We start from the raw sequence: 22,981 nt of genomic DNA, 5'->3' as shown, positions 1-22,981 counted from the left end.
TTCCCACTCCTCTCCACTCGCCTATTTTCCTCGCGCGTCGTTCCACAGCAGCTTGTGCAGCTGCAGCTGGAAACGCACGGGCAACTTGTCGGCGATGATCCATTCGGCCAGTTCGCGCGGCTCGACCTTGCCCCACACCGGCGAGAACAACACCATGCAGCGAGCCGCCAGCGTACGCTCGGCCAGCACCGCGCACGCCCACTCGTAGTCGGCGCGACTGGCGATGACGATCTTGACCTGGTCGTGCGGCAGCAGGTGGTCGAGGTTCGACCACAGGTTGCGCGCGCTCTCGCCCGAGCCCGGCGCCTTCAGGTCCATCACCTTGTGCACGCGCGGATCGACTGCGGAAACATCCAGCGCGCCGGACGTTTCCAGCGAGACCTGGTAACCGGCATCGCACAGCTTGCGCAGCAGGATCAGGCAGCGCTTCTGCGCCAGCGGCTCGCCGCCGCTCACGCACACATGCTTTGCACCATGCGTGGCGACCTCGGCGAGGATGTCGTCGATCGCGCGCCAGTTGCCGCCGTGGAACGCATACTCGGTATCGCACCAGACGCAACGCAACGGGCAGCCGGTGAGACGCACAAACACGGTACGCCAGCCGATCGCGTCGGCTTCGCCCTGGATCGAGTGGAAGATCTCGGTGATGCGCAGGCGCTCGGCAACCACCGCGGCAGGCGTGCCGGACGCCTCGCGCGCGTCATGGCCGCTCATATCGTTACCCGCTCAGTTGCCCGACTGCAGTTGCAGGCGCTGCAGGCGCTCCTGGGCCAGGCTGGCCGCCTTGGAGCCCGGATATTTGGCGGTGACCTGAGCCAGCGTGGCCTTCGCCGCCGCGGTCTGCTTGAGTTCCAGCTGGCTGTAGCCGACCTTGAGCAGCGCGTCGGCCGCCTTGTCGCTCTGCGGAAACTGGCTGAGCAACTGCTGGAACGATTCCAGCGCGACCGGATAATTGGTGGTGGCGTAGTACGACTCGCCGAGCCAGTACCAGGCGTTCGGCGCCAGCGCATGGTTCGGATACTGCTGGATGAAGCTGCGGAACTCGCGCGAGGCTTCCACGTAATTGCCCGCGCGAATCGCCTTGAAGGCCACGTCGTAGGCGGCCTGGGCCGCTGCCGGATCGGCGGCGGCGGCGCCATTGTTGCCGGCCTTCGCGGCGGGCTGGGCGGCCGCGGGGTTGCCGGTGGCAGCGGCAGTCGCCGCCGCAGCCTGGCCGCCGGCCTGCGCCTGCGCCTGCGGGTTGTTGCCCGCCGCCGCGGCAGCGCCCGTCGCCCCACCCTCGAGCCTCCCGAAGCGGGCGTCGAGATCGGTGTACTGGGCCTTGTTCTTGTCGTCGAGCGTCTGCAGCTGGTGCTGCAGCTCCTCGACCTGCCCCTGCAACTGCTGCACCTGTGCTTGCAACTGCTGCATCTGGTTGACCATGCCGGTGCCGGACTGGTCCTTGTTCTGTGCCTGCTGTTCCAGCCGCGCGACGCGATCGGCGAGACTCAACCGCGAATCCTGCGCGAATGCCGGGAACGCGAACAGCATGGCGGACGCGACCGCGCCCGCCATGCTGAACCTGGCTGCAAAGCTGTTAGCCAGTCGCTTCGTCATTACCGCGCCGTGTAGACGATCTCGACGCGGCGGTTCTTGCTCCAGCAATCCTCGTTGTGCTCACGGCACACCGGCTTTTCTTTGCCGTAGCTGATCACTTCCAGCTGGCTGGCCGAGCCACCGTTGGCCTGCAGCGCGTCGGAGACGGCATTGCCGCGACGCTCGCCGAGGCCGAGGTTGTACTCGCGCGAACCGCGCTCGTCGGCATTGCCTTCGAGACGGACGTGCGAGGTCGGGCGATCCTGCAGGTACTTGGCGTGGCAAGCCATGATCTGCTGGAACTCCGGCTTGATCTCGGTCTTGTCGAAATCGAAGTACACGACGCGCTGACGCAGGCAGGCATCGGTATCGAGGTCGGCGGGGGTGTACTTGCCGTCGGAGACGGGAGCCTGAACCGGAGCAGCCTGCTCCGGGGCGGGCTGGGGTTTGACTTCCTGCTTTTTGGAGCAAGCGGCCGCGCCCACGCAGAGCAGGGCGACCAGGGCGACGCGAACGGTCTTATTCATGGTGACGTTCCTTACGGGTTGAGTTCCGACAAACGATGACGACTGGGTTACGGGACAGCTGACGCCGGTTGTCCGGCTGTTATTTTGACACTTGAGAGGTCGATTGTGCATGGTTCTGCACGGTCGCCCTGACTGGCTGCTGGCGCGGCGAAGCGCCATGGCCGGAAACCGAAACGCGCCTCGCAGCGCCGTTCGGGCCCACTCCCTGGGCATCAGGCTGCCGCACTCGCGCGCGGCAGCCTGGAAAATCAACGTTGCCGGAAGGGCCCCCAGGCGGGCTCGCGCACGTCGCCATCGGAAAGCACGAGGCGCTGGCGAACCAGACCGTCAGCCGATACGGCATACAACACGCCGCGACGTCCTTCGGTAGCGGCGTAAAGCAGCATGCTGGCATTCGGAGCAAAACTCGGGGACTCGTCGATCGGACCCGGCGAGAGGAAACGCACCTGGTCACCCAGGCTGCGATCCATGATGGTAATACGATACACGTTCCCGTTGCCCTGCACCATGGCGATCTGCTTGCCGTCGTAGCTCACATCGGCATTTAGATTGCTCTGGCCCTGGAAGCTGATCCGCTGCGGCGTACCGCCGCTGGCCGGCACCTGGTAGATCTGCGGCCGGCCGGAACGGTCGGAGGTGAAATAGATGCTCTGGCCGTCGGGCGCCCAGACCGGCTCGGTGTCGATCGACAGGCTGTTGGTCAGGCGGGTTTCGCGCCGGCTGGCCAGATCCAGCACGAACAATTCCAGGTTGCCGACATAGGACAGCGCCACCGCCAGCTTGCTGCCGTCGGGCGACCAGGCCGGCGCGCCGTTGATCCCCCGCGGGTGGGATTCCACCAGCTGGCGCGAGCCGGTGGTGATGTCCTGCACGTAGATCGACGAATTGCCGCTCTCGAACGAGACGTAGGCAAGCTTGCGCCCGTCGGGCGACCACGCCGGCGTCAGCAGCGACTCCTTCGAGCGCGCCACCACCTGCGGGTTGTAGCCGTCCGAATCGGCCACGATCAGCGAATAGGTGGTGTGGTTGCCCAGGCCCACCGCGGTGATGTAGGCGATGCGGGTCCAGAACGCGCCGCGCACGCCGGTGATCTTCTGGTAGATGATGTCCGCGATCTGGTGCGCCACGCCACGCAGGTCGCCCGCCGGGGCCGGCGGCATCTGCTGGTGCAGCAGGCTCTGCTGCTTGTTGACGTCCCACAGCTCGTACTCGACCTGGACCATGCCGTTGCCGACGTCGGCGACGTTGCCGACCACGATGTAGTCCTGCTTGAGCAACCGCCAGGTGGCGAACTTGATGTCCGAGCCCTTGGACGGGAACTCCACGATGTCACTCTTGGCCAGCGAGCGGAACTTGCCGGAGCGGTTGAAGTCGTTGCGCATCACGTCGGCCACGTCGGTCGACAGCGGCGCGCCGCCGGCCTGGGCGAACGGCACCACCACGATCGGGGTGGCGGTCTTGACGCCGCCGACGATGTCGACATTCAGCGACTGGGCGGCGGCCGGGCCGGCAACGAACAACGCCACCACGGCCAGCAGGATGGCGGCGAAGCTGGGGCTGGATTTGCGCATGGGCTTGATCATTGCGGCCTGAAGGTGAAGGTGAGGTTGCGCTGGAACACGCTTTCAAAGCCCTTGTAGGGCAAGGTCTTGGTACGCAGCACCGCATTCTCGACCGAACGCCGGCCAGCATCGTCGTACGGGCAGCTGGAATCCACGGTGGCGCTCATCACGTCACCGCCGGGCGACTGCACGATATGAACCTGACACGGAACAGACGGTATGTTATCCGGCCTTAACCAGTTCGGCGTGACCGCATTCTGAATGGCCGCTGCATATTCGTCGGCGAGGTTGCTGTTCAGGCTGTTGTTGCCGGTCTGGCGCTGTGCCGCGTTGGGCAGGTCGGGAGCGCCGTTGTCCTGGGCGTTCTTCAGATCCTCCAGCTGCTGCTTGGCCTGCTTGGCCCGGTTGTCGAGCTTGCGGGTCTGCTGCGCGGCGGCGTCCATCTTGGCGATCAGGTCGTCGATCTGCTTCTGTTTCTGCTGTTTCTGCTTGGCCGCCTGCGCATCCAGCTCGGCCTGGCGCTGGCGCTGCTTTTCCTCCTGCAGCTGCTTGGCTTCCTCGGCCTTCAGCGCCGCCTCCTCCACTACCCGCTCCTGGTCCTTGAGGTCCGGCTGCTTGGGCGGCGGCGGCAGGGTCTTCACCTCCGGTGCCTCGATCTTGGGCGGGGTCGGCGGCGGCACCGTCGGTGGCGGCGGCGTCGAATCGGGTACCGGCTTGACCTTGACCGCCTTCGGCGGCGGGCTGCCGGTGGGGCCGATCAGGGTGGCCTCGATGATCGGCCCCTGCAGCTCCAGCGGCTTCGAGCAGGTGATCGGGTTCATCCACGTCGGCAGGTGCAGCGCGTCGAACACGTTCTCGTAGGTGGAACACGGCAGCACCGCGAGGAACAGGAACCCCACGATGCCGATGTGCAGGACGGCGGAAAGTACGACCGCCTTCGGCGTCGCCTTACTTTCGTCCATCGGAGGCGCTCTTGCCCTGGCCGCCCGGCTGACCCGGCTGACCCATCAGGCCGACCTTGGCCACGCCAGCCTGCTGCAGGTCGGCCAGCACCTTGAACACGCCGCCGTAGCTGCCGCGCTCGTCGCCGCCGACCAGCACGCTGACTTCGGGGTTCTCGCGCACGAACGCGCCCACCTTGAGCTTGAGCGTGTCGGCGTCGACCAGCTCCTTCTTCGCCCCGCTCAGGGTCAGGTAGAGCTGGCCGTCCTGCAGCACCGAGACCAGCACCGGGTCCTTCTTCTGCTGCAGCGACTTGGCGTTGGCTTGCGGCAACTGCACGTCGACGCTGGAGTTCATCATCGGCGTGGTGACCATGAAGATGATCAGCAGCACCAGCATCACGTCGATGTACGGCACCACGTTGATCTCGGATTTGAGCTTGTAGCGCCGCTGGCGCCCGGAGGTTCGCATGGCCGCTCTCCGCTCAGGCGACGTCGTCGGTCTGGATCTGCCGCTGCAGCACCGAGGAGAACTCTTCCTGGAATACGTCGTAGCGCGAAGCGATACGCTCGACCTTGGTGGCGTAGCGGTTGTACGCCCACTGCGCCGGGATCGCCGCGAACAGGCCCATCGCGGTGGCGATCAGGGCCTCGGAGATGTGCGGCGCAACCACCGCGATGGTCACGTCCTTCATGTCGCCCAGGCCCTGGAACGCACCCATGATGCCCCACACGGTGCCGAACAGGCCCACGTACGGGCTGATCGAGCCGACGTTGGCGAGGAATTCCAGGTTGCGCTCGAGCCGGCCGATCTCGCGCGTGCCGGCCACCTGCATGGCGCGCTCGGAGCCCTCGATCGCGCTGCGCGAATCGTGGGTCTTGCGCTGGCGCTGGCGGGCAAATTCGCGGAAGCCCGACTCGAAGATGTTCTCGATGCCGCCGGTGCCGCCGTTGCGGTTGCTGACCTCGCGGAACAGCTGGGCCAGGTCACCGCCGGACCAGAAGCGCTCCTCGAATTCCTCGGCGTTCTCCATCGCCGCCTTGGTCTGCGAATACTTGCGGATGATGATGACCCAGGACAGGAACGAGAACACCAGCAGGATCAGCAGCACCAGTTTTACCGGCACGCTCGAATCCGCGATCAGCGTGAAAACATTCAGTCCACTGTTCATTGCTTGCAGGTGCTCCGCCTATCGGCTTGGGTTGTCTTGAGGTGCGGTCTGCGGGATCAGGTCGGCAGGAATCGGCGCCGGCCGCATGCGCTGGAGGTCGACGCAGGCCACCCGCACGCTGGCGCGGACCAGGCAGCTGCCGTCCTTTCCCGTAATCGTCTGGGCGAACAGGATACTGGCTGCGCGTCGTTCTTCGACGTCGACCGTTACCGACAGTTCATCATCCAGCAGGGCGGGCTTGAGGAAGTCGATGTGCATGTCGCGCACCATGAAGGCCAGCCCGGTGGCCTGCTTGAAGGCCATCTGGTCGACACCGAGCGCGCGCATCCACTCGCTGCGGGCGCGCTCCATGAAACGCAGGTAGCCGGCGTGATAGACCACTCCGCCGGCGTCGGTGTCTTCCCAGTAGACCCGTACGTTCCAGCGGAAGGACGGCTTCGCGGCAAGCTCAGGCATCGTCGGCCCCGCTCTCGAACAGGTCGGCGGCCTGCGCCTGCCGCGGCGGCGGAACCAGCCCCAGGTGGCGCCAGCCCCTGGCGCTGACCATGCGGCCGCGGGCGGTGCGCACCAGATAGCCCTGCTGGATCAGGTACGGCTCGACCACGTCCTCCAGCGTGCCGCGGTCCTCGCTCAGCGCGGCGGCCAGCGACTCCACCCCGACCGGACCGCCGCCGAAGTTCTCGATGATCAGGCCGAGCAGGCGCCGGTCCAGTTCGTCGAAACCCTGCGGGTCGATCTTCAGCATGTCCAGCGCGGCCTGCGCCGCGGCCAGGGTGATTTCGCCGCCGGCGCGTACCTCGGCATAGTCGCGCACCCGGCGCAGCAGGCGGTTTGCGATGCGCGGCGTGCCGCGCGAGCGGCGGGCGATCTCCTGCGCCCCTTCCGGCGCGCAGACGATGCCCAGGATGCGCGCGGCACGGCGCACGATCGCGGTGAGCTCGTCGGCGGTATAGAACTCCAGCCGCTGCACGATGCCGAAGCGGTCGCGCAGCGGCGCGGTCAGCATGCCGGCGCGGGTGGTGGCGCCGATCAGGGTGAACGGCGGCAGGTCCAGCTTGATCGAGCGCGCGGCCGGTCCTTCGCCGATCATGATGTCGATCTGGAAATCCTCCATCGCCGGGTACAGCACCTCCTCGACCAGCGGCGACAGGCGATGGATTTCGTCGACGAACAGCACGTCGTTCGCCTCCAGGTTGGTCAGCAGCGCGGCCAGGTCGCCGGCGCGTTCCAGCACCGGGCCGGAGGTGGAGCGCAGGTTGACGCCCAGTTCGTTCGCGATCACATGGCTGAGCGTGGTCTTGCCCAGTCCCGGCGGGCCGAACACCAACACGTGGTCCAGCGCCCCGCCGCGCTTCTTCGCCGCCTCGATGTAGATCGACAGCTGCTCGCGCACCGCCTGCTGGCCCAGGTACTCGGCCAGCCGCTTCGGCCGGATGGTGGCTTCCAGCGCCTCGTCGTCGAGCTGGGCGGCGGCGGTGATGATGCGGTGGTCGGTCATGCCGGCATTATGGCGACTTGCGTGGGTGAAATGGAGTGGGAATCAAGAGCAGGAGCAGCCGTTCCCATGAGCCAAAGAAGTGCTTTCCTGCACTTCTTTGGCTCGCCCCGGTCGGGCTACGCCCGACCGGGGCTCCGCAGGTCGATCGCATCCGCGATCGGCCTGCGTGCGGCCCATCCGTGGGCCGCGGTGGAGATCTGATTCGCTTCGCGAATCAGATCTCCACCTGCGCCCCCAGCTCGATCAGCCGGTTGCCGGGGATCTGGAAGAACGCGGTGGCCGGCATCGCGTTGCGCGACAGGAACGCGAACAGTTTGTCGCGCCACAGCGCCATGCCGGGGCGGCGCGCGTCGGCCACGATGGTTTCGCGCGACAGGAAGAAGGTGGTGTCCATCATGTCGAAGCCAAGCCCCTCGCGCGAGCACTGGGTCAGCGCCAGCGGGATGTTCGGGTCCTCGGCGAAGCCGAAACGCAGCTCCAGCCCGAAGAAGTTGCCGCCCATCGGGGTAATCGCGATGCGCTCGTGGGCCTCGGCCACCGGCGTTTCCAGCGTATCCACCGTCAGCAGCACGTTGCGTTCGTGCAACACCTTGTTGTGCTTGAGGTTGTGCAGCAGCGCATGCGGCACGGCATGCTGGTTCGCAGTGAGGAAGATCGCCGTGCCCGGCACGCGCAACGGCGGGTACTCGGCGATGTTCTCGATGAACGGCGCCAGCGCCAGGCCGCCCTGCTTGATCTCGCGCACCACCAGCTCGCGGCCGCGGCGCCAGGTGGTCATCACGCTGAACACCACCACACCCAGCACCAGCGGAAACCAGCCGCCGTGCGCCACCTTCAGCAGGTTGGCGCCGAAGAACGCCAGGTCGATGATCAGGAACAGCACGCCGACCAGCACCACCGTGAACCAGCTCCAGTGCCAGCGCTTGCGCGCCACTACCAGCGCCAGCGCCGTGGTCACGGTCATCGTGCCAGTCACCGCGATGCCATAGGCCGCGCCCAGGTTGTCGGAGCTGCGGAAGCCGAGCACCGCCAGGATCACCAGCACCATCAGCATGCGGTTGACCCACGGTACAAAAATTTGCCCGGACATCTCGCGCGAGGTATGCACTACCGCCAGCCGCGGCGAATAGCCCAGCGACATCGCCTCGCGGGTCATCGAGAACGCGCCGGAGATCACCGCCTGCGACGCGATCACCGCCGCGGCGGCCGACAGCACGATCATCGGGTACAGCAGCGACTCGGGCACCATCAGGTAGAACGGGCTGGAGATCGCCAGCGGGTCGCCCAGCAGCAGCGCACCCTGGCCGAAATAGTTGAGCAGCAGCGCCGGCAGCACGAAGCCGAACCAGGCCAGCCGGATGGGCTTCTTGCCGAAGTGGCCCATGTCCGCGTACAACGCCTCAGCGCCGGTCAGCGCCAGCACCACGCCGCCGAGCGCGATGAACGAGGTATCGCCGTGGCTGAGGAAGAAGCGCACCGCATGCAGCGGATTGACCGCGTACAGCACCTGCGGATTGGCGATGATCTGGCGCCCGCCGAGCACCGCCAGCACCACGAACCACAGCGTCATCACCGGCGCGAACGCCTTGCCGACCTTGTGCGTGCCATACCGCTGCACCGCAAACATGCCCAGCAGAATCGCCAGTGCGATCCACACCACGTACCTGCCCAGACCGGGCGCGGCGACCTGCAGCCCCTCGACCGCGCCGAGCACCGAGATCGCCGGAGTGATCACGCCGTCGCCATAGAACAGCGCCGCGCCGAAGATGCCGATGCCGGCCAGCACCCAGCGTGCTCGCGCCGAGCCGCTCATCGAGCGCTGCGCCAGCGCCATCAGCGCCATGATGCCGCCTTCGCCCTTGTTGTCCGCGCGCATCACGAAGGTGACGTACTTCAGCGACACCACCATGATCAGTGCCCAGAACACCAGCGACAGCACGCCCAGCACCGCCGGCTCGGTCGGCGTCATGCCGTGCGTGCCGAGGGTTTCCTTCATGGTGTACAGCGGGCTGGTACCGATGTCGCCGAACACCACGCCGATCGCGCCGAGCGCCAGCGCCCGCAATCGGCGCCGGTTCTCCGCGGGGGTGAGGAGTTGAACAGTCTGATGGTGATGGCTCACGATCAAGCTCCGAGCGCGGCGCGCAGCGCCTTGCGGATGATGGCCTCGGCGCCGTCGCCATCGGCAGCAACCTTCTGCACCAGCCGCGCCACCTCGGCCGGCTTGTAACCCAGCTGCTGCAAGGCCACGGCGGCTTCGCCCGCGGCGTCCAGCGGCGCACCAGCCGTGCGCAGCGCGGCGCCCGGCATGCCGGACAGGCCGTCCACGCGGTCGCGCAACTCCACCACGATGCGCTCGGCGGTCTTCTTGCCGATGCCGGGGATCTTGGTTAGCGCGACCACGTCGCCGGCCTGCACCAGCCGCGCAAAGTGGTCGGTGGACACGCCCGACAGCACCGCCAGCGCGATCTTCGCACCGATCCCGCTGACCTTCAGCAGGTTGCGGAACAGCACGCGCTCGGCCTCGTGCAGGAAGCCGTACAGCGTGATGCTGTCCTCCTTCACCGCATGATGGATCAGCAGCACCACTTCCTTGCCGAGGCCAGGCAGGTCGTAGATCGTCGACATCGGCGCCTCGACCTCGTAGCCGACGCCGCCCACCTCGACCAGCAGGGAGGGTGGCTGCTTGCTTATCAGGATGCCGCGCAGACGCCCGATCATCGGCGCCGTCTCCCTGCCCGGTTCGGTGTCGCCTTCACCGGCGCCGCCTCCAGGCCGTGCGCGGAATGCCGACGCGGGCCAGGCTGGCGCGGGTATGCGCATGCGCCACCGCGACCGCCAGCGCATCGGCGGCATCGGCCTGCAGCGGCCCCTTGAGGCCGAGCAGCACGCCGATCATGTGCTGTACCTGAGTCTTGTCGCCGCGGCCGCTGCCGACCACGGACTGCTTCACTTCGGTTGCTGCGTATTCGTGCACCACGATCCCCTGGCTGACCACCGCGCAAATGGCGGCGCCGCGTGCCTGCCCCAGCTTCAGTGCCGAGTCCGGATTGCGCGCCATGAACACGCGCTCGATCCCGCACTCGGTCGGTCGATGGGCGGCGATGATGTCACACAGTTCGTCAAAGATGCGTTTCAGGCGCAGCGGAAACGTGGCCTCGCCGGCCACGGCCAGCGCGCCGTGAAAGACGTGCGCGAGCCGGCCGGCGTCATCGACGTCGATGATGCCTACGCCGGTACGCTGGCTGCCGGGGTCGATGCCGATGATCCGCACATGCCGGGATTCGGGATTCGGGATTCGGGATTCGGGAAAAGCCACAGCTGGCGCCTTCACTTCTATGGTGAACGGAGCCGAGCGGAACCCGTCGACTCTTTGCTCGCACCGAACCCCGGAACCCAGTTCACGGTTCCCGTCACGACGCCGCCGGCAAGGCGGCGTTGTGCGACACCTCGCTCACGTCGTCCAACGCGTCGAGCCTCTCCAGCAGGTCGAGCAGCTGTTCCAGCGCTTCCTCCGGCACTTCGACGCGGTTGTTCGGGCGCATCACCACGCCGGCGTGCTGGGCGTTCAGTCCGGCAGCAATCAGCCCCTGCTGCACCGCCTCGAAATGCTCCGGCGTGCACAGCACGATGCTCTCGCCGTGCTCGTTGAGCACGTCGTCGGCGCCAGCTTCCAGCGCCGCCTCCAGCACCTTTTCCTCGGCCGCCGCGTCGCCGCCGGTGGCGAACACCAGCTCGCCGCAGCGGGTGAACTGGAACGCCACCGAACCGGAGGTGCCGAGGTTGCCGCCGTGCTTGGTCAGCGCGTAGCGCACGTCGGCCACGGTGCGGGTGGGGTTGTCGGTGAAGCTCTCGATGATCAGCGCGATGCCGGCCGGGCCGTAGCCTTCGTAGCGCAGCTCCTGCATGTCGGCGCCGCCCTCGGCGCCGGAGCCACGCTTGACCGCGCGCTCGATGGTGTCCTTGGTCATGTTTGCCGACAGGGCCTTGTCGATCGCCGCACGCAGGCGCGGGTTGCCGCCAGGGTCGGCCACGCCGGAACGGGTGGCGACGGTAATTTCGCGGATCAGCTTGGTGAACACCTTGGCGCGCCTGGCATCCTCGGCGTTCTTGCGGCCTTCGATGGACGGTCCCCTACCCATGGCGATTCCTGCACGAAGCGATTGGACAAGCGGCCAATTTTACCCGAATTCGGCCCGCGTGCCGGCCGCGCCGCCGCGCCGTGCCGCGACATGACGCCTCAGCCGGGAACCGCCGTGAACCGCCCATCCCGGAGGAACTCCGCCACCAGCCGCGCCACCTCCTGCGAGAACAGCAGGCCGATATGATTCGCCTCGACCACGCGGTGCGCGGTCACCCCCGCCAGGCGGGTTTCCTCCACTGCCACCGTGCCGTCGTGCGCGCCAGCGAAGTGGCCGAGCATGGCGCCCAGGCCCAGCGGCAGGCGCCCAGCGATCACGCCGACCTCACGTGGCCCGTCCCAGCGTTCGAAGCCCTGTTGCAGCAGTTCGCGGTTGTGCCCCAGCAGCACCTCGCCACCGCGGCCCCAGGCAGCGAAACCGCGCGCGGCGGCGCTGCCCTTCAGCGGCGAGCCCAGGCAGACGATGCGGCCGGGCGGCGGGTTGCCGTCCAGGCACGCGCGCAGGGCCAGCAGGCCGCCGAGACTGTGACCGACCAGGTGCACCGCGTCGGCCTCCCCCGCCAGCGCGGCCATACGCGCCTGCAACCGGTCCAGGATGCGCTGCTGGGTGGCCGCCACGCTCAGGTAATCGAAGCGGTGCACGCGGAAGCCCGCCTCGATCAGCCGCCGGTGCAGCATGGACAGCGCGAAGCCGCGCATCCACAGGCCGTGCAGCAGGATCACGTGCGCGGGGAGCCGGGATTCGGGATACGGGATTCGGGATTCGGTCATCACGCGCCTCGCCACCATCGGCCGCCGACAAGGATGCGCGCCCCCAGCCTCAGGGCTTGTTCTCGACGGTCGCTATCGACAGCTCCTTCAGTTGCGCGTCGGATACTGGCGACGGCGCGTCGGTCATCAGGTCCTGGGCGCTGGTGGTCTTGGGGAACGCGATCACGTCGCGGATCGACTCGGTGCCGGCCATCAGCGCGGCGATGCGGTCGATGCCGAACGCCAGACCACCATGCGGCGGCGCGCCGAACTTCAGCGCCTTGAGCAGGAAGCCGAACTTCATCTCGGCCTCCTCCGCGCCGATGCCGAGCAACTCGAACACCGTGCTTTGCATCTCCGGCCGATGGATGCGGATCGAGCCGCCGCCGATCTCGTTGCCGTTCAACACCATGTCGTAACCGCGACTCACCGCGTTGTGCGGATCGGCGCGCAGCTGGGCGGCGTCATCCACCTTCGGCGCGGTGAACGGATGATGCAGGGCCACGAAGCGCTGCTCCTCGGCGTCGTACTCGAACATCGGGAAGTCGGTGACCCACAGCGGCTTCCAGCTGTCCTCGACCAGGCCGCGGTCCTTGCCTAGCTTCAGCCGCAGCGCGCCCATGAAGTCGCTGACGGTCTTCCACGCACCGGCGCCGAAGAACACGATGTCGCCGCTCTGCGCGCCGGTGGCTTTCAGCACGCCGTCCAGCGCCGCGTCGTCGAGGAACTTCGCCACCGGCGAATTGATCCCCTCGCGGCCCTTGGCCAGATCCTCGACCTTGAGCCAGGCCAGCCCCTTCGCGCCGTAGCGCGCGGCGTATTCGGCCAGGCCGTCGATGTCCTTGCGCGACAACGTGCTGCCGCCGGGCACGCGCAACGCGGCGACACGGCCGGCGGGATCGTTGGCCGGCTCGGCGAACACCTTGAACTCGACGTGCTTCAGCACGTCGGCCACGTCGACCAGCTCCAGCGCGATGCGCAGGTCCGGCTTGTCCGAGCCGAAGCGACGCATCGCCTCGGCCCAGGTCATGCGCGGGAACGCGGCATCGAGTTCGACGCCCTGCACTTCCTTGAACACGTGGCGGATCAGCTCCTCCACGAAATCCTGCACGTCCTTCTCTTCGACGAAGGCGAACTCCAGGTCGAGCTGGGTGAACTCCGGCTGGCGGTCGGCGCGCAGGTCCTCGTCGCGGAAGCAGCGGGCGATCTGGTAGTAGCGGTCGAAGCCGGCCACCATCAGGATCTGCTTGAACAGCTGCGGCGACTGCGGCAAAGCGTAGAACTGGCCCGGATGCACGCGGCTGGGCACCAGGTAGTCGCGTGCGCCCTCGGGCGTGGCCTTGGTCAGGATCGGCGTCTCGATGTCCTGGAAGCCGCGTGCGTCGAGGTAGCGGCGCAGCGCCTGCACCAGCTTGATCCGCTTGCGCATCATCGCCTGCATCTCGGGGCGGCGCAGGTCGAGGTAGCGGTAGGTCATCCGCAGGTCCTCGTTCGGGCTCTCGTGCAGCGCGAACGGCAGGTCCTTGGCGGCATTGAGCACCTCGACGCTGTCGGCCAGCAGCTCGACCGTACCGGTCTTCAGCTTGTCGTTGATCGACACCCGCGGACGGATCGTGCCGGTGACACGCAGGCAGTACTCGTAGCCCAGCTCGCCGGCGATGGCGAACGCCGCGGCGTTGTCGCGATCGACCACCACCTGGGCCAGCCCCTCGTGGTCGCGCAGGTCGACGAACGCCACATGCGCCTGCAGGCGGATCTTGTTGACCCAGCCGCACAGGGTGACGGTCTGGCCGATCAGCGCCTCGTCGATGAGGCCGCAGTAATGCGTGCGCATGCGTTGGAACTCCGGCGTCGCCGCGGCGACTTCAGGCAGAGGGAAAAGACCGCGAAGTCTACCACTGCCGCGCAATGCGGCGCGCCGCGCTACCAGCGCCGGTCGACCAGAAACTGGCCGCGGCAGCCGTGCGCCACCCACACCCCGGCGCGGTTCCAGCCCCAGCTGTAGCCCTCCACGCAATTCGCGTCGGAAAGCTGCCGCCCCAGCCGCACGCGGCCGTAGCCCACGTCGACCTGGCACAGCTGGTACTTCTTCTGGTTGCTGTCGCACTGCAGGCTGATCCGGCGATCCCAGCCGGGACCGGGACGCCAGCCGCCACGGTCGTCGTCGTAGCGGTCGTCGTAGCGATCGCCCCAGCGATTACCCGGGGCGTAACGATCATCAGGATCGTTGTAGCGGCCTCGGTCGCCGTAGCCGTAGCCGTAGCCACCGCGGTCGGCCGGACCGAACAGGCCGCGGCAGCCGCGGTCGACCCACAGCGTGTCGTAGTCCATGCCCCAGCTCTCGCCGCGGATGCAGGCAGCCTTCGACTCCTGCCTGTACAGCTCGACGTATCGCCATGGCACGGCGCAGCGCGCGTAGTGGCTGTCGTTGCTCACGCAGCGCACCGGTGCGTCCGAGTGCGCCCGGACCGGCGTCGCCATGCCCAGCAGGCCACCCGTCAGCGCAGCCGCGACGACCCCGACCATCCACCCGCCGATTGCACGCATTGCCGCCTCCTCGCCCTCTCCGACGCCGGCACCTCGCCGGGGTCTTGCGGAATCAGCATATCCCGCGTCGGAATACGCCAACCGGGCGGAGGTTTCGCCGGTTCAGCTGGCGCTGCCGGCGGTATCGCTGGAGGCCGTCGCCGGCGCCGCGGCAGGGGCCGCCGCCGTGCTGGACTGGCCGGCGTCGCCGGCGAGGTTGTGTTTCTTCTCGCCGTTCTTCTTGAAGTCGGTCTCGTACCAGCCGCTGCCGGCAAGACGGAACGACGGCGCGCTGACCATCCGCCGCAAGTGCGGCGCATCGCAGGCGGGGCAGATGGTGGGATCGGCGTCGGACAACTTCTGCAGCCGGTCGAAACGGTGACCGCAATGGCTGCATTCGAACTCGTAGATGGGCATGGGAACTCCGGGCACGCCGGCCATCGCGCGGCCGGCAACGGACCATTATCGGGGTGTGCGGCCGGATTTCAATGCGGCAGGCGGCACATGGCGGGCGTTCTGCGCACCGGAGTAGCCTGCGGATCCGTGCCGAGCGCCGGCGGCAGCCTGCCGCTGCGGGTTCGCCCGATTGCATGCGAAGGGGTCGTTGAGGCATTTGGACTGATAGACGTCTATACGTCTATTGACGAAGCGATGGTGCGTCACTAGTCTGCATTTGCTGCGCCGCGGCAAATCACGAACCGGAGAGTTTCCATGACCAAACGTTCCAACCCGATCGCCCTGGCGTGGCTGCCCGTCGCGGTGCTGCTGGCCCTGGCCGGCAACGTCGCCGCACAGGATATCGCCCAGCCCGCCCCGGCCAAGGCCAAGAGCCTGGATGCCGTGGTGGTCACCGGCACGCGCGTGTCCAACCGCACCGCCGGCGAGTCGCTGGCGCCCATCGACGTGCTGAACCCGGCCGACCTGCAGGGCACCGGCACCACCGAGCTGGCCACCGCGCTGTCGCGCCTGCTGCCCTCGCTGAACTTCCCGCGCCCCTCGCTCACCGACGGCACCGACGGCTCGCGCCCGGCGCAGCTGCGCGGCCTGTCGCCGGACCAGGTGCTGGTGCTGGTGAACGGCAAGCGCCGCCACACCGGCGCCATCGTCAACCTCAACGGCACCCAGGGCCGCGGCTCTTCGCCGGTGGACCTCAACGCGATCCCGATCACCGCGGTGAAGCGCATCGAGGTGCTGCGCGACGGCGCCGCCGCGCAGTATGGTTCCGACGCGATCGCCGGGGTGATCAACATCATGCTGAAGGACGGCGCCGACGGCGGCAGCGTGGCTGCCAGCGTGGGCCAGTACAGCGCCGGCGACGGCCTGCAGCGCGAAGGCAGCGGCGACATCGGCTTCCACCTCGGCCAGAACGGCTGGCTGCGCGTGGCCGCCGCGGTGGGCAAGGACGGCTACACCGACCGTGCCGGGCCGGACCTGCGCAACCCGGCCGACCCCAGCTACGCCCGCGTCAACCAGCGCTTCGGCGATCCCGAGGTCACCCACCAGTCGGTGTTCCTCAACAGCCAGTACGACCTGTCGCCGAACGTCAACGTCTACGCGTTCGCCAACGCCAACAACCGCGACGCGGAATCCGCCGGCTTCTACCGTCCGGGCCTGGACCGCCGCAACATCCGCGCGATCTACCCCGACGGCTTCCTGCCGCTGATCGCCACCACCTCCAAGGACCGCGCCTTCGTCGCCGGCATCCGCGGCACCACGGCGAACTACTGGCACTGGGACCTCAGCGGCAACTACGGCAAGAACAGCCTGCAGTTCGACGTCAACCACAGCCTCAACACCCAGCTCGGCCCCACCAGCCCCACCCATTTCTACGCCGGCCGGCTGAACAACACCGAGAAACTGCTCAACGCGGATTTCTCGCGCGACTTCGAGGTGGGCGGTCTGGCCGGCCCGCTGACCCTGGCGTTCGGCGGGGAATACCGCCACGAGAACTACACCATCGACGCCGGCGACCCCAGCTCGTATTTCGGCGGCGGCTCGCAGGTATTCCCCGGCTTCCGTCCGTCCGACGCCAACTCCAACAGCCGTCACAGCTACGCCGTGTACGGCGAGCTGGACGCAGACCTCACCCAGCAGCTGAGCGGCTCGCTGGCCGTACGCCACGAGAAATACAGCGACTTCGGCAACACCACCTCGGGCAAGCTGTCGGCCCGCTACGCGTTCACCGACAAGGTCGCGCTGCGCGCCACCGCCTCGAACGGCTTCCGCGCGCCATCGCTGGCCCAGCAGGACTACTCCACCACCTCGACCGTGTTCATCAGCAGCGTGCCCTACGAGGTGCGCACGTTCCCGGTGAACAGCCCGGTCGGGCGCGCCTTCGGCGCCGAACCGCTGAAGGCGGAGAAGTCGGTGAACTACAGCCTGGGCCTGGTGCTGCAGCCCACCGACCGCACCGCGCTGACCGTCGACGCCTACCAGATCCGCATCGGCGACCGCATCGTGCTGTCGGAGAACCTCACCGGCAGCGCGGTCACCAACTACCTCACCGCGCACGGCTTCCCCGGCGTCACTGGCGGGCGCTACTTCACCAACGCGGTGGATACGCGCACCCGCGGCGTGGACATCGTGGGCAGCTGGCGCACCGAGCTGGCCGGCGGCGGGCTCAACCTCACGCTGGGCTACAACTACAACAAGACCGACATCATCAACACCCGGCCGAACCCGGCGATCCTGGCGCAGAACGGGCTCAACCTGCAGCGCATGGGGCGCACGGAGAAGGGTCGCATCACGGTCGGCGCGCCGCGCGACAAGCTCACCCTCGGCGGCGACTGGACACTCGGCCACTGGGACCTGCGCTCCACGCTGTCGCGCTACGGCAAGTTCACCGTGCTGAACAACAAGCCGGCCAACGACCAGACCTTCGCCGCGAAGTGGGTGCTGGACCTGGCCGGCGACTACACGCTGGACCAGTGGACCTTCACCCTCGGCGCGGACAACGTGTTCAACGAATACCCGGACAAGGTGATCGCCGCCAACAGCATCTCGGGCATCCTGCCGTACAGCTCGAGCTCGCCGTTCGGCTTCAACGGCGCCTACGTCTACGGCAAGGTAGCGTACCGCTGGTAGGCCTGTGCCACGCAGGCGGAACAGAGCCCCGGCAAGTCCGGGGCTTTTTCATTTCGCCATGACTCCAGCACCGAACTTTGCTGGACTACACCGAAGCTCGGCTGGCTCAGGTTCGCCGGGGTGGCGACCCATCCGCTGACCAGGCGGCATCGCGCAAAGCTCCCACGGTCAAGGAGCTATGCACGAAGTCCATGGAGGACTGCTCCAAGCTGCGCAACACGCCCGACACGCAACGGCGCGGGCAGCGCGTGGCCGGCATCTACCGGCGTTCCGTGATGCTCGCCAGCGGGCGCTATGCGCTGCTCGATGATGGCATGGATTCAGCCCAGTGCCGTGGCGGCCGGTGATCGAACAGCGGTTAGGCCAGCAACCCGCCGCGACGATGTGCAGCGGCGGTGTGGGTCATCAGTAGGGTAATGACCCACGCTGCGGTGATCGGGGGCGCTCCAGCAGAAAATCAATCTGGATTCTTGTTTTGCCCAGTCGCTTCCCGTATGCGGGGAAAATTGACTTCGAGCCAGTCCGCCAGCGCGGCCACATGCGCAGCCGCTTCCTCGCCCAATGGGGTGAGGTCATATTCGACATGCGGAGGAATGACCGGATAGGACGTGCGGCGAACCAATCCATCCCCCTCAAGGCGCTGAAGGGTCTGGGCCAGCATTTTTTCACTGATCCCAGAGGCCTTTCGGCGCAGTTCGCCGTAACGCAGGGTGCCATCGCGCAAGGCGATCAGGCACAGCACGCCCCACAGGCTGGTGATGTGGGCGAACACCTCGCGCGACTCGCAATTTCCGGTGAACAGATCTCCGCGTCTGACACGCGCAGTCAGTGTGAGGTTGCCACTCGACTCGTTCGCCTGGTCGACCGGGACAGGTGCCTTTTCACTCACAGAGCGGCTCATATCACTAACCTGAAGGTGCGTACTTCCACATTCGCAAGAACGGTCATACATTTCATGCTCTGCATGCTAGTCGATCCGGAAGTCCGTCCGCACATGAAAGCCATCCATCTTCGTCGCCCTTTCGGGTTGGAGCATCTCGAATACACCGACAGCGCGGATCCCGGCGCACCTGGTGCCGGTAAAATCCGCGTGCGGCTGCACGCCAGTTCGCTCAATTTTCATGACCTGGACGTGGTGCTGGGGCGGATGCCGGTAGAGGACGGTCGTATCCCCTTGTCCGATGGTGCCGGCGTGGTCGAAGCAGTCGGTGCCGATGTGCATGAGTTCGCCGTCGGCGATCACGTCGTTTCTACTTTCTATCCGCAATGGCTGGCCGGAGGCCCGGTCGCGGCCGGTTTCGCTGCAACCCCCGGCGACGGCATCGACGGCTATGCCCGCGAGGCGGTGGTGCGACCAGCTACGGCCTTTACCCATGCGCCGCGCGGATACAGCCATGTGGAGGCGGCCACGCTGACCACCGCCGGGCTGACCGCCTGGCGCGCACTGGTGGTCGAAGGCGGCCTGAAAATCGGCGACACCGTGCTGGCGCTGGGCACTGGCGGCGTGTCGATTTTTGCGCTGCAACTGGCGAAGGCCGCAGGCGCGACAGTGATCGTGACCTCATCCTCAGAGGAAAAGCTTGCCCGCGCCGCTGCGCTGGGTGCCGATTACGGCATCAACTACCGCCAGCACCCCGAATGGTCGAAGCAGGTGCTGGAGATCACCGGCGGGCGTGGCGTCGATCACGTCATCGAAGTGGGCGGCCCCGGCACGCTGACGCAGTCGATGCGTTCCGCGCGTGTCGGCGGGCACATCGCACTGATCGGTGCTCTCACGGGCGTTGCCGATGTGGTGCCGACGGTCGAACTGATGCTGCGCCAACAGCGCGTCAGCGGCATCGGTGTCGGGAACCGCCAGCACCAGATCGCACTGGTGCGCGCCATTGAGGCCACCGGCATCCGCCCGGTAATCGACCGCAGTTTCGCACTGCGCGATATGGCCGATGCGTTCCGGTTGCAACAGGCCGGAGGCCATTTCGGAAAAATCGGCCTGGATTACGCGCTCTGATGCCCTGAGCCGGAAGGTGCTGACGCGGAACGGATAGCCATCGACCAGGAAGGCAATTTGTAGGAGGCGGACTGGAACACGCTGGCGGTTGGCAGGGCAAGGTATCCGGCGGCTTCGTCAATGGCGCCAGCCTCAACGGCGACAAGCAGAGCACCCTGGTCGCCTTGCAGACCTTGGCGGCACAACACGGTGGCAGCTGGGTCAGCCTGGTCGAAGGACGCAGCTGCAGTGGCGGCGTCGACCTGCACGGCTACGTCAGCGGCGTCGGCGGCGACTTCGCCCATGCGAAGAAGACCCCGGCCAGCAAGGCGGTGCGCGCAGCGCTGATCGAAGCCACCGACTACCTGGACTGCACCATGGTCAAGCGTGACGGTGGCGAAGCCCGCTATCGGCAGAAGGAACGGCGCCGCCGCGACGACGGCAAGAAGACGCTGGACCTCGACTGACCGCCGGGCGCACTGTGCGGCAGGCCGGACCTTCCCGGCCGCCGCACGCTGCCGCGGGCATGCCCGCGGCCCGACTCATGCCTTGCGGAACACCAGCTGCCTGCCCTCGGCGGCGACCTTCACCGTGTCGCCCGACTGGAAGCGGCCTTCGAGGATCTGCTTCGCCAGCGGATTCTCCAGCTGCTGCTGGATCGCCCGCTTCAGCGGCCGCGCGCCGTACACCGGATCGAAGCCGACGTTGCCGAGCAAGGCCAGTGCGTCGTCGCCGACGTCCAGCTTCAGCTGGCGCTCGGCCAGGCGCTTCTCCAGGTATTCGAGCTGGATCTTCGCGATCGCGCGGATCTGGCTCTTGTCCAGCGGGCGGAACACCACGATCTCGTCGAGCCGGTTGATGAACTCCGGGCGGAAGTGCGCCTGCACCACGCCCAGCACCGACGCCTTCATGCGCGTGTACTGCGCCTCGGCGTCGTCGCTGCCGTTGCTCTCGACCTCGTCCTGGATCATCTGCGAACCGAGGTTCGAGGTCATCACGATCACCGTGTTGCGGAAATCCACCGTGCGGCCCTGACCGTCGGTGAGGCGGCCGTCGTCGAGCACCTGCAGCAGGATGTTGAACACGTCCGGGTGCGCCTTCTCCACCTCGTCCAGCAGGATCACGCTGTACGGCCGGCGGCGCACCGCCTCGGTGAGGTAGCCGCCCTCTTCGTAGCCGACGTAGCCCGGCGGGGCACCGACCAGGCGCGAGACGGAGTGCTTCTCCATGAACTCGCTCATGTCGATGCGCACCATCGCGTCGGTGGTGTCGAACATGAACTCGGCCAGCGCCTTGCACAGCTCGGTCTTGCCCACGCCGGTGGGGCCGAGGAACAGGAACGAGCCGTTCGGCCGGTTCGGGTCGGACAGGCCCGCACGGGAACGACGGATCGCATCGGACACCGCGTGCACCGCCTCATCCTGGCCGACCACGCGTTTGTGCAGCTCGTCCTCCATGTGCAGCAGCTTGTCGCGCTCGCCCTCCAGCATCTTGCTGACCGGGATGCCGGTCCAGCGGCTGACCACCTCGGCGATTTCCTCGGCGGTAACGCGGGTCTGCACCAACTTGAAATCCTGCGTTTCGGCAGCCTGTGCCGCGGCCAGCTGCTTCTCCAGCGCCGGCAGCTTGCCGTACTGGATCTCGCTCATCTTGGCGTAGTCCTGCCGGCGCTGCGCGGCGTCGAGTTCCTGCCGCGCCTGCTCGATCTGCTCCTTCACCCTGGTCGTGCCCTGCAGCGCGGCCTTCTCGGATTTCCAGATCTCGTTCAAGTCGGAGAACTCGCGCTCGAGCTTGCCGATGTCGGTTTCGAGATCGGCCAGGCGCTGCTTCGACTCGCTGTCCTTCTCCTTCTTCAGCATTTCGCGCTGGATCTTCAGCTGGATCAGCCGGCGCTCGAGGCGATCCAGTTCCTCCGGCTTGGAGTCGATCTCCATGCGGATGCGCGAAGCCGCCTCGTCCATCAGGTCGATCGCCTTGTCCGGCAGCTGGCGGTCGGCGATGTAGCGGTGCGACAGCGTGGCCGCGGCGACGATCGCCGGGTCGGTGATCTCCACCCCGTGGTGCACCGCGTAGCGCTCCTTCAGCCCGCGCAGGATCGCGATGGTGTCCTCCACCGACGGCTCGCCCACGAACACCTTCTGGAAGCGGCGCTCCAGCGCGGCGTCCTTCTCGATGTACTTGCGGTACTCGTCCAGCGTGGTGGCGCCGATGCAATGCAGCTCGCCGCGCGCCAGCGCCGGCTTCAGCATGTTGCCGGCATCCATCGAGCCTTCGGCCTTGCCGGCGCCGACCATGGTGTGCAGCTCGTCGATGAACAGGATGATCTGGCCTTCGTTCTTGGCCAGGTCGTTCAGCACCGCCTTCAGGCGCTCCTCGAATTCGCCGCGAAACTTCGCGCCGGCGATCAGCGCGCCCATGTCCAGCGCCAGCACGCGGCGGTCGCGCAACCCTTCGGGCACCTCGCCCTTGATGATGCGCTGGGCCAGGCCCTCGACGATCGCGGTCTTGCCCACGCCGGGCTCGCCGATCAGCACCGGGTTGTTCTTGGTGCGCCGCTGCAGCACCTGGATGGTGCGGCGGATTTCCTCGTCGCGGCCGATCACCGGATCGAGCTTGCCCGATTCGGCGCGCGCGGTGAGGTCGATGCAGTATTTCTCCAGCGCCTGGCGCTGCTCCTCGGCGTTCTCGCTCTGCACCTTTTCGCCGCCGCGCAGCTGCTCGATCGCCGCCTCAAGGTTCGCCTTGGTCGCGCCGGCCGCCTTCAGCGCCGCGCCCAGTTCGCCCTTGTCCTCCAGCGCCGCCAGCACGAACAGCTCGCTGGCGATGAACTGGTCGCCGCGCTGCTGCGCCAGCTTGTCGGTGAGGTTGAGCAGGCGGTTGAGGTCGTTGCCGAGGTTGATGTTGCCTTCCTGTCCGCTGACCTTCGGCAGGCGCTCCAGCAGGTCGTTGACGCGCTGGGTCAGCAGCGGCACGTTGACCTGGGCCTGGGTCAGCAGCGGCGCGGTCGAGCCGCCCTGCTGGCCGAGCAGCGCCGCCATCACGTGCACCGGTTCGAGCATGTTGTGGTCGCGCCCCACGGCCAGCGACTGCGCATCGGCCAGCGCCTGCTGGAAGCGCGAGGTGAGTTTGTCCATCCGCATGAGTAATCCCCCGCAAGAGGTGAAAGGTTCTGGCAGACGTCGTCGCCACTGCCCAGCTAGATGCGGACAACGGGTAGC

General features: G+C 67.2%; 23 protein-coding genes. 4 read left to right on the top strand and 19 right to left on the bottom strand.

Translation table 11 applies throughout. The features are described 5' to 3' along the window. Positions 1–21: 21 nt before the first annotated feature. From queE to LRK53_RS05090, 17 genes are all read right to left on the bottom strand, one after another. Positions 22–714, bottom strand: a complete 693-nt coding sequence (queE, locus tag LRK53_RS05170) for a 7-carboxy-7-deazaguanine synthase QueE (RefSeq protein ID WP_027493121.1) — start codon at positions 712–714, stop codon at positions 22–24. 12 nt (positions 715–726) lie between these two features. Further along, on the bottom strand, positions 727–1,596 hold the full coding sequence (ybgF, locus tag LRK53_RS05165) for a tol-pal system protein YbgF (protein WP_027493122.1): 870 nt from the start codon (positions 1,594–1,596) through the stop codon (positions 727–729). Then, positions 1,596–2,102: a peptidoglycan-associated lipoprotein Pal gene (gene pal, locus LRK53_RS05160; protein WP_027493123.1), complete on the bottom strand. Its 507-nt coding sequence runs from the start codon at positions 2,100–2,102 to the stop codon at positions 1,596–1,598. Before pal ends, ybgF begins: the two co-directional genes overlap by 1 nt. A 248-nt stretch (positions 2,103–2,350) precedes the next feature. After that, the gene (gene tolB / locus LRK53_RS05155; protein WP_027493124.1) at positions 2,351–3,673 is read right to left on the bottom strand and encodes a Tol-Pal system beta propeller repeat protein TolB; all 1,323 of its coding nucleotides are present in this window, start codon (positions 3,671–3,673) and stop codon (positions 2,351–2,353) included. Between the two features lie 8 nt (positions 3,674–3,681). After that, the gene (locus LRK53_RS05150; protein WP_027493125.1) at positions 3,682–4,626 is read right to left on the bottom strand and encodes a cell envelope integrity TolA family protein; all 945 of its coding nucleotides are present in this window, start codon (positions 4,624–4,626) and stop codon (positions 3,682–3,684) included. Further along, on the bottom strand, positions 4,613–5,077 hold the full coding sequence (tolR, locus tag LRK53_RS05145) for a protein TolR (RefSeq protein WP_008436868.1): 465 nt from the start codon (positions 5,075–5,077) through the stop codon (positions 4,613–4,615). The genes LRK53_RS05150 and tolR overlap by 14 nt, the downstream gene beginning before the upstream one ends. Before the next feature lie 13 nt (positions 5,078–5,090). Then, positions 5,091–5,777, bottom strand: a complete 687-nt coding sequence (gene tolQ / locus LRK53_RS05140) for a protein TolQ (protein WP_027493126.1) — start codon at positions 5,775–5,777, stop codon at positions 5,091–5,093. 18 nt (positions 5,778–5,795) lie between these two features. Beyond that, on the bottom strand, positions 5,796–6,233 hold the full coding sequence (ybgC, locus tag LRK53_RS05135) for a tol-pal system-associated acyl-CoA thioesterase (protein WP_027493127.1): 438 nt from the start codon (positions 6,231–6,233) through the stop codon (positions 5,796–5,798). Then, complete coding sequence (ruvB, locus tag LRK53_RS05130) at positions 6,226–7,275, bottom strand: Holliday junction branch migration DNA helicase RuvB (protein ID WP_027493128.1); 1,050 nt, start codon at positions 7,273–7,275, stop codon at positions 6,226–6,228. Before ruvB ends, ybgC begins: the two co-directional genes overlap by 8 nt. 214 nt (positions 7,276–7,489) lie before the next feature. Further along, entirely contained in the window at positions 7,490–9,397 is a 1,908-nt protein-coding gene (locus LRK53_RS05125; protein WP_037089957.1) for a potassium transporter Kup, read from the bottom strand. 2 nt (positions 9,398–9,399) lie between these two features. Then, positions 9,400–9,996: a Holliday junction branch migration protein RuvA gene (gene ruvA / locus LRK53_RS05120; protein ID WP_027493130.1), complete on the bottom strand. Its 597-nt coding sequence runs from the start codon at positions 9,994–9,996 to the stop codon at positions 9,400–9,402. Between the two features lie 34 nt (positions 9,997–10,030). Beyond that, the gene (gene ruvC, locus LRK53_RS05115; RefSeq protein WP_027493131.1) at positions 10,031–10,549 is read right to left on the bottom strand and encodes a crossover junction endodeoxyribonuclease RuvC; all 519 of its coding nucleotides are present in this window, start codon (positions 10,547–10,549) and stop codon (positions 10,031–10,033) included. Positions 10,550–10,688: 139 nt separating this feature from the next. Further along, positions 10,689–11,417: a YebC/PmpR family DNA-binding transcriptional regulator gene (locus tag LRK53_RS05110; RefSeq protein ID WP_027493132.1), complete on the bottom strand. Its 729-nt coding sequence runs from the start codon at positions 11,415–11,417 to the stop codon at positions 10,689–10,691. Positions 11,418–11,515: 98 nt separating this feature from the next. Further along, a complete protein-coding gene (locus tag LRK53_RS05105) occupies positions 11,516–12,187 on the bottom strand; it encodes an alpha/beta fold hydrolase (RefSeq protein WP_051257594.1) in 672 nt (223 codons plus the stop codon). Positions 12,188–12,236: 49 nt separating this feature from the next. Then, positions 12,237–14,000, bottom strand: coding sequence for an aspartate--tRNA ligase (gene aspS / locus LRK53_RS05100; RefSeq protein ID WP_027493134.1), 1,764 nt, complete (start codon positions 13,998–14,000; stop codon positions 12,237–12,239). An 89-nt stretch (positions 14,001–14,089) separates the two neighbouring features. Beyond that, on the bottom strand, positions 14,090–14,713 hold the full coding sequence (locus LRK53_RS05095) for a DUF3011 domain-containing protein (protein ID WP_027493135.1): 624 nt from the start codon (positions 14,711–14,713) through the stop codon (positions 14,090–14,092). Between the two features lie 102 nt (positions 14,714–14,815). Further along, positions 14,816–15,109: an FmdB family zinc ribbon protein gene (locus tag LRK53_RS05090; protein WP_027493136.1), complete on the bottom strand. Its 294-nt coding sequence runs from the start codon at positions 15,107–15,109 to the stop codon at positions 14,816–14,818. Between the two features lie 294 nt (positions 15,110–15,403). Here LRK53_RS05090 and LRK53_RS05085 point away from each other — a divergent pair, with 294 nt between their 5' ends. Together LRK53_RS05085 and LRK53_RS19395 are read left to right on the top strand one after the other, a co-directional pair. Beyond that, positions 15,404–17,776 carry a TonB-dependent receptor plug domain-containing protein gene (locus tag LRK53_RS05085; protein ID WP_027493137.1) on the top strand — a complete coding sequence of 791 codons (2,373 nt, stop codon included), beginning with the start codon at positions 15,404–15,406 and terminating at the stop codon, positions 17,774–17,776. Positions 17,777–17,967: 191 nt separating this feature from the next. After that, the gene (locus LRK53_RS19395; RefSeq protein ID WP_425504535.1) at positions 17,968–18,123 is read left to right on the top strand and encodes a hypothetical protein; all 156 of its coding nucleotides are present in this window, start codon (positions 17,968–17,970) and stop codon (positions 18,121–18,123) included. 110 nt (positions 18,124–18,233) lie between these two features. Here LRK53_RS19395 and LRK53_RS05070 read toward each other — a convergent pair whose 3' ends face one another. Further along, positions 18,234–18,677 carry a winged helix-turn-helix transcriptional regulator gene (locus LRK53_RS05070; RefSeq protein ID WP_081666629.1) on the bottom strand — a complete coding sequence of 148 codons (444 nt, stop codon included), beginning with the start codon at positions 18,675–18,677 and terminating at the stop codon, positions 18,234–18,236. 93 nt (positions 18,678–18,770) lie between these two features. Here LRK53_RS05070 and LRK53_RS05065 point away from each other — a divergent pair, with 93 nt between their 5' ends. Together LRK53_RS05065 and LRK53_RS05060 are read left to right on the top strand one after the other, a co-directional pair. Continuing rightward, entirely contained in the window at positions 18,771–19,784 is a 1,014-nt protein-coding gene (locus tag LRK53_RS05065) for a zinc-dependent alcohol dehydrogenase family protein (protein ID WP_235642541.1), read from the top strand. A gap of 164 nt (positions 19,785–19,948) precedes the next feature. Beyond that, positions 19,949–20,230, top strand: coding sequence for a hypothetical protein (locus tag LRK53_RS05060; RefSeq protein ID WP_235642540.1), 282 nt, complete (start codon positions 19,949–19,951; stop codon positions 20,228–20,230). A 75-nt stretch (positions 20,231–20,305) separates the two neighbouring features. On the opposite strand, the gene clpB is transcribed toward LRK53_RS05060, so the two are convergent. Beyond that, positions 20,306–22,903: an ATP-dependent chaperone ClpB gene (gene clpB, locus LRK53_RS05055; protein ID WP_027493329.1), complete on the bottom strand. Its 2,598-nt coding sequence runs from the start codon at positions 22,901–22,903 to the stop codon at positions 20,306–20,308. Between the last annotated feature and the right edge of the window lie 78 nt (positions 22,904–22,981).

This window comes from Rhodanobacter thiooxydans (assembly GCF_021545845.1).
In the GTDB taxonomy this organism is placed as follows: Bacteria; Pseudomonadota; Gammaproteobacteria; order Xanthomonadales; family Rhodanobacteraceae; genus Rhodanobacter.
This window is presented reverse-complemented; position numbering and strand designations above follow the sequence as displayed.

Excerpts from the sequence above, each read along its gene's own strand:
- queE (WP_027493121.1), bottom strand. The coding sequence starts at position 714 with ATGAGCGGCCATGACGCGCGCGAGGCGTCCGGCACGCCTGCCGCGGTG.
- ybgF (WP_027493122.1), bottom strand. The coding sequence starts at position 1,596 with ATGACGAAGCGACTGGCTAACAGCTTTGCAGCCAGGTTCAGCATGGCG.
- pal (WP_027493123.1), bottom strand. The coding sequence starts at position 2,102 with ATGAATAAGACCGTTCGCGTCGCCCTGGTCGCCCTGCTCTGCGTGGGC.
- tolB (WP_027493124.1), bottom strand. The coding sequence starts at position 3,673 with ATGCGCAAATCCAGCCCCAGCTTCGCCGCCATCCTGCTGGCCGTGGTG.
- LRK53_RS05150 (WP_027493125.1), bottom strand. The coding sequence starts at position 4,626 with ATGGACGAAAGTAAGGCGACGCCGAAGGCGGTCGTACTTTCCGCCGTC.
- tolR (WP_008436868.1), bottom strand. The coding sequence starts at position 5,077 with ATGCGAACCTCCGGGCGCCAGCGGCGCTACAAGCTCAAATCCGAGATC.
- tolQ (WP_027493126.1), bottom strand. The coding sequence starts at position 5,777 with ATGAACAGTGGACTGAATGTTTTCACGCTGATCGCGGATTCGAGCGTG.
- ybgC (WP_027493127.1), bottom strand. The coding sequence starts at position 6,233 with ATGCCTGAGCTTGCCGCGAAGCCGTCCTTCCGCTGGAACGTACGGGTC.
- ruvB (WP_027493128.1), bottom strand. The coding sequence starts at position 7,275 with ATGACCGACCACCGCATCATCACCGCCGCCGCCCAGCTCGACGACGAG.
- ruvA (WP_027493130.1), bottom strand. The coding sequence starts at position 9,996 with ATGATCGGGCGTCTGCGCGGCATCCTGATAAGCAAGCAGCCACCCTCC.
- LRK53_RS05110 (WP_027493132.1), bottom strand. The coding sequence starts at position 11,417 with ATGGGTAGGGGACCGTCCATCGAAGGCCGCAAGAACGCCGAGGATGCC.
- LRK53_RS05105 (WP_051257594.1), bottom strand. The coding sequence starts at position 12,187 with ATGACCGAATCCCGAATCCCGTATCCCGAATCCCGGCTCCCCGCGCAC.
- aspS (WP_027493134.1), bottom strand. The coding sequence starts at position 14,000 with ATGCGCACGCATTACTGCGGCCTCATCGACGAGGCGCTGATCGGCCAG.
- LRK53_RS05095 (WP_027493135.1), bottom strand. The coding sequence starts at position 14,713 with ATGCGTGCAATCGGCGGGTGGATGGTCGGGGTCGTCGCGGCTGCGCTG.
- LRK53_RS05090 (WP_027493136.1), bottom strand. The coding sequence starts at position 15,109 with ATGCCCATCTACGAGTTCGAATGCAGCCATTGCGGTCACCGTTTCGAC.
- LRK53_RS05085 (WP_027493137.1), top strand. The coding sequence starts at position 15,404 with ATGACCAAACGTTCCAACCCGATCGCCCTGGCGTGGCTGCCCGTCGCG.
- LRK53_RS19395 (WP_425504535.1), top strand. The coding sequence starts at position 17,968 with ATGGAGGACTGCTCCAAGCTGCGCAACACGCCCGACACGCAACGGCGC.
- LRK53_RS05070 (WP_081666629.1), bottom strand. The coding sequence starts at position 18,677 with ATGAGCCGCTCTGTGAGTGAAAAGGCACCTGTCCCGGTCGACCAGGCG.
- LRK53_RS05065 (WP_235642541.1), top strand. The coding sequence starts at position 18,771 with ATGAAAGCCATCCATCTTCGTCGCCCTTTCGGGTTGGAGCATCTCGAA.
- clpB (WP_027493329.1), bottom strand. The coding sequence starts at position 22,903 with ATGCGGATGGACAAACTCACCTCGCGCTTCCAGCAGGCGCTGGCCGAT.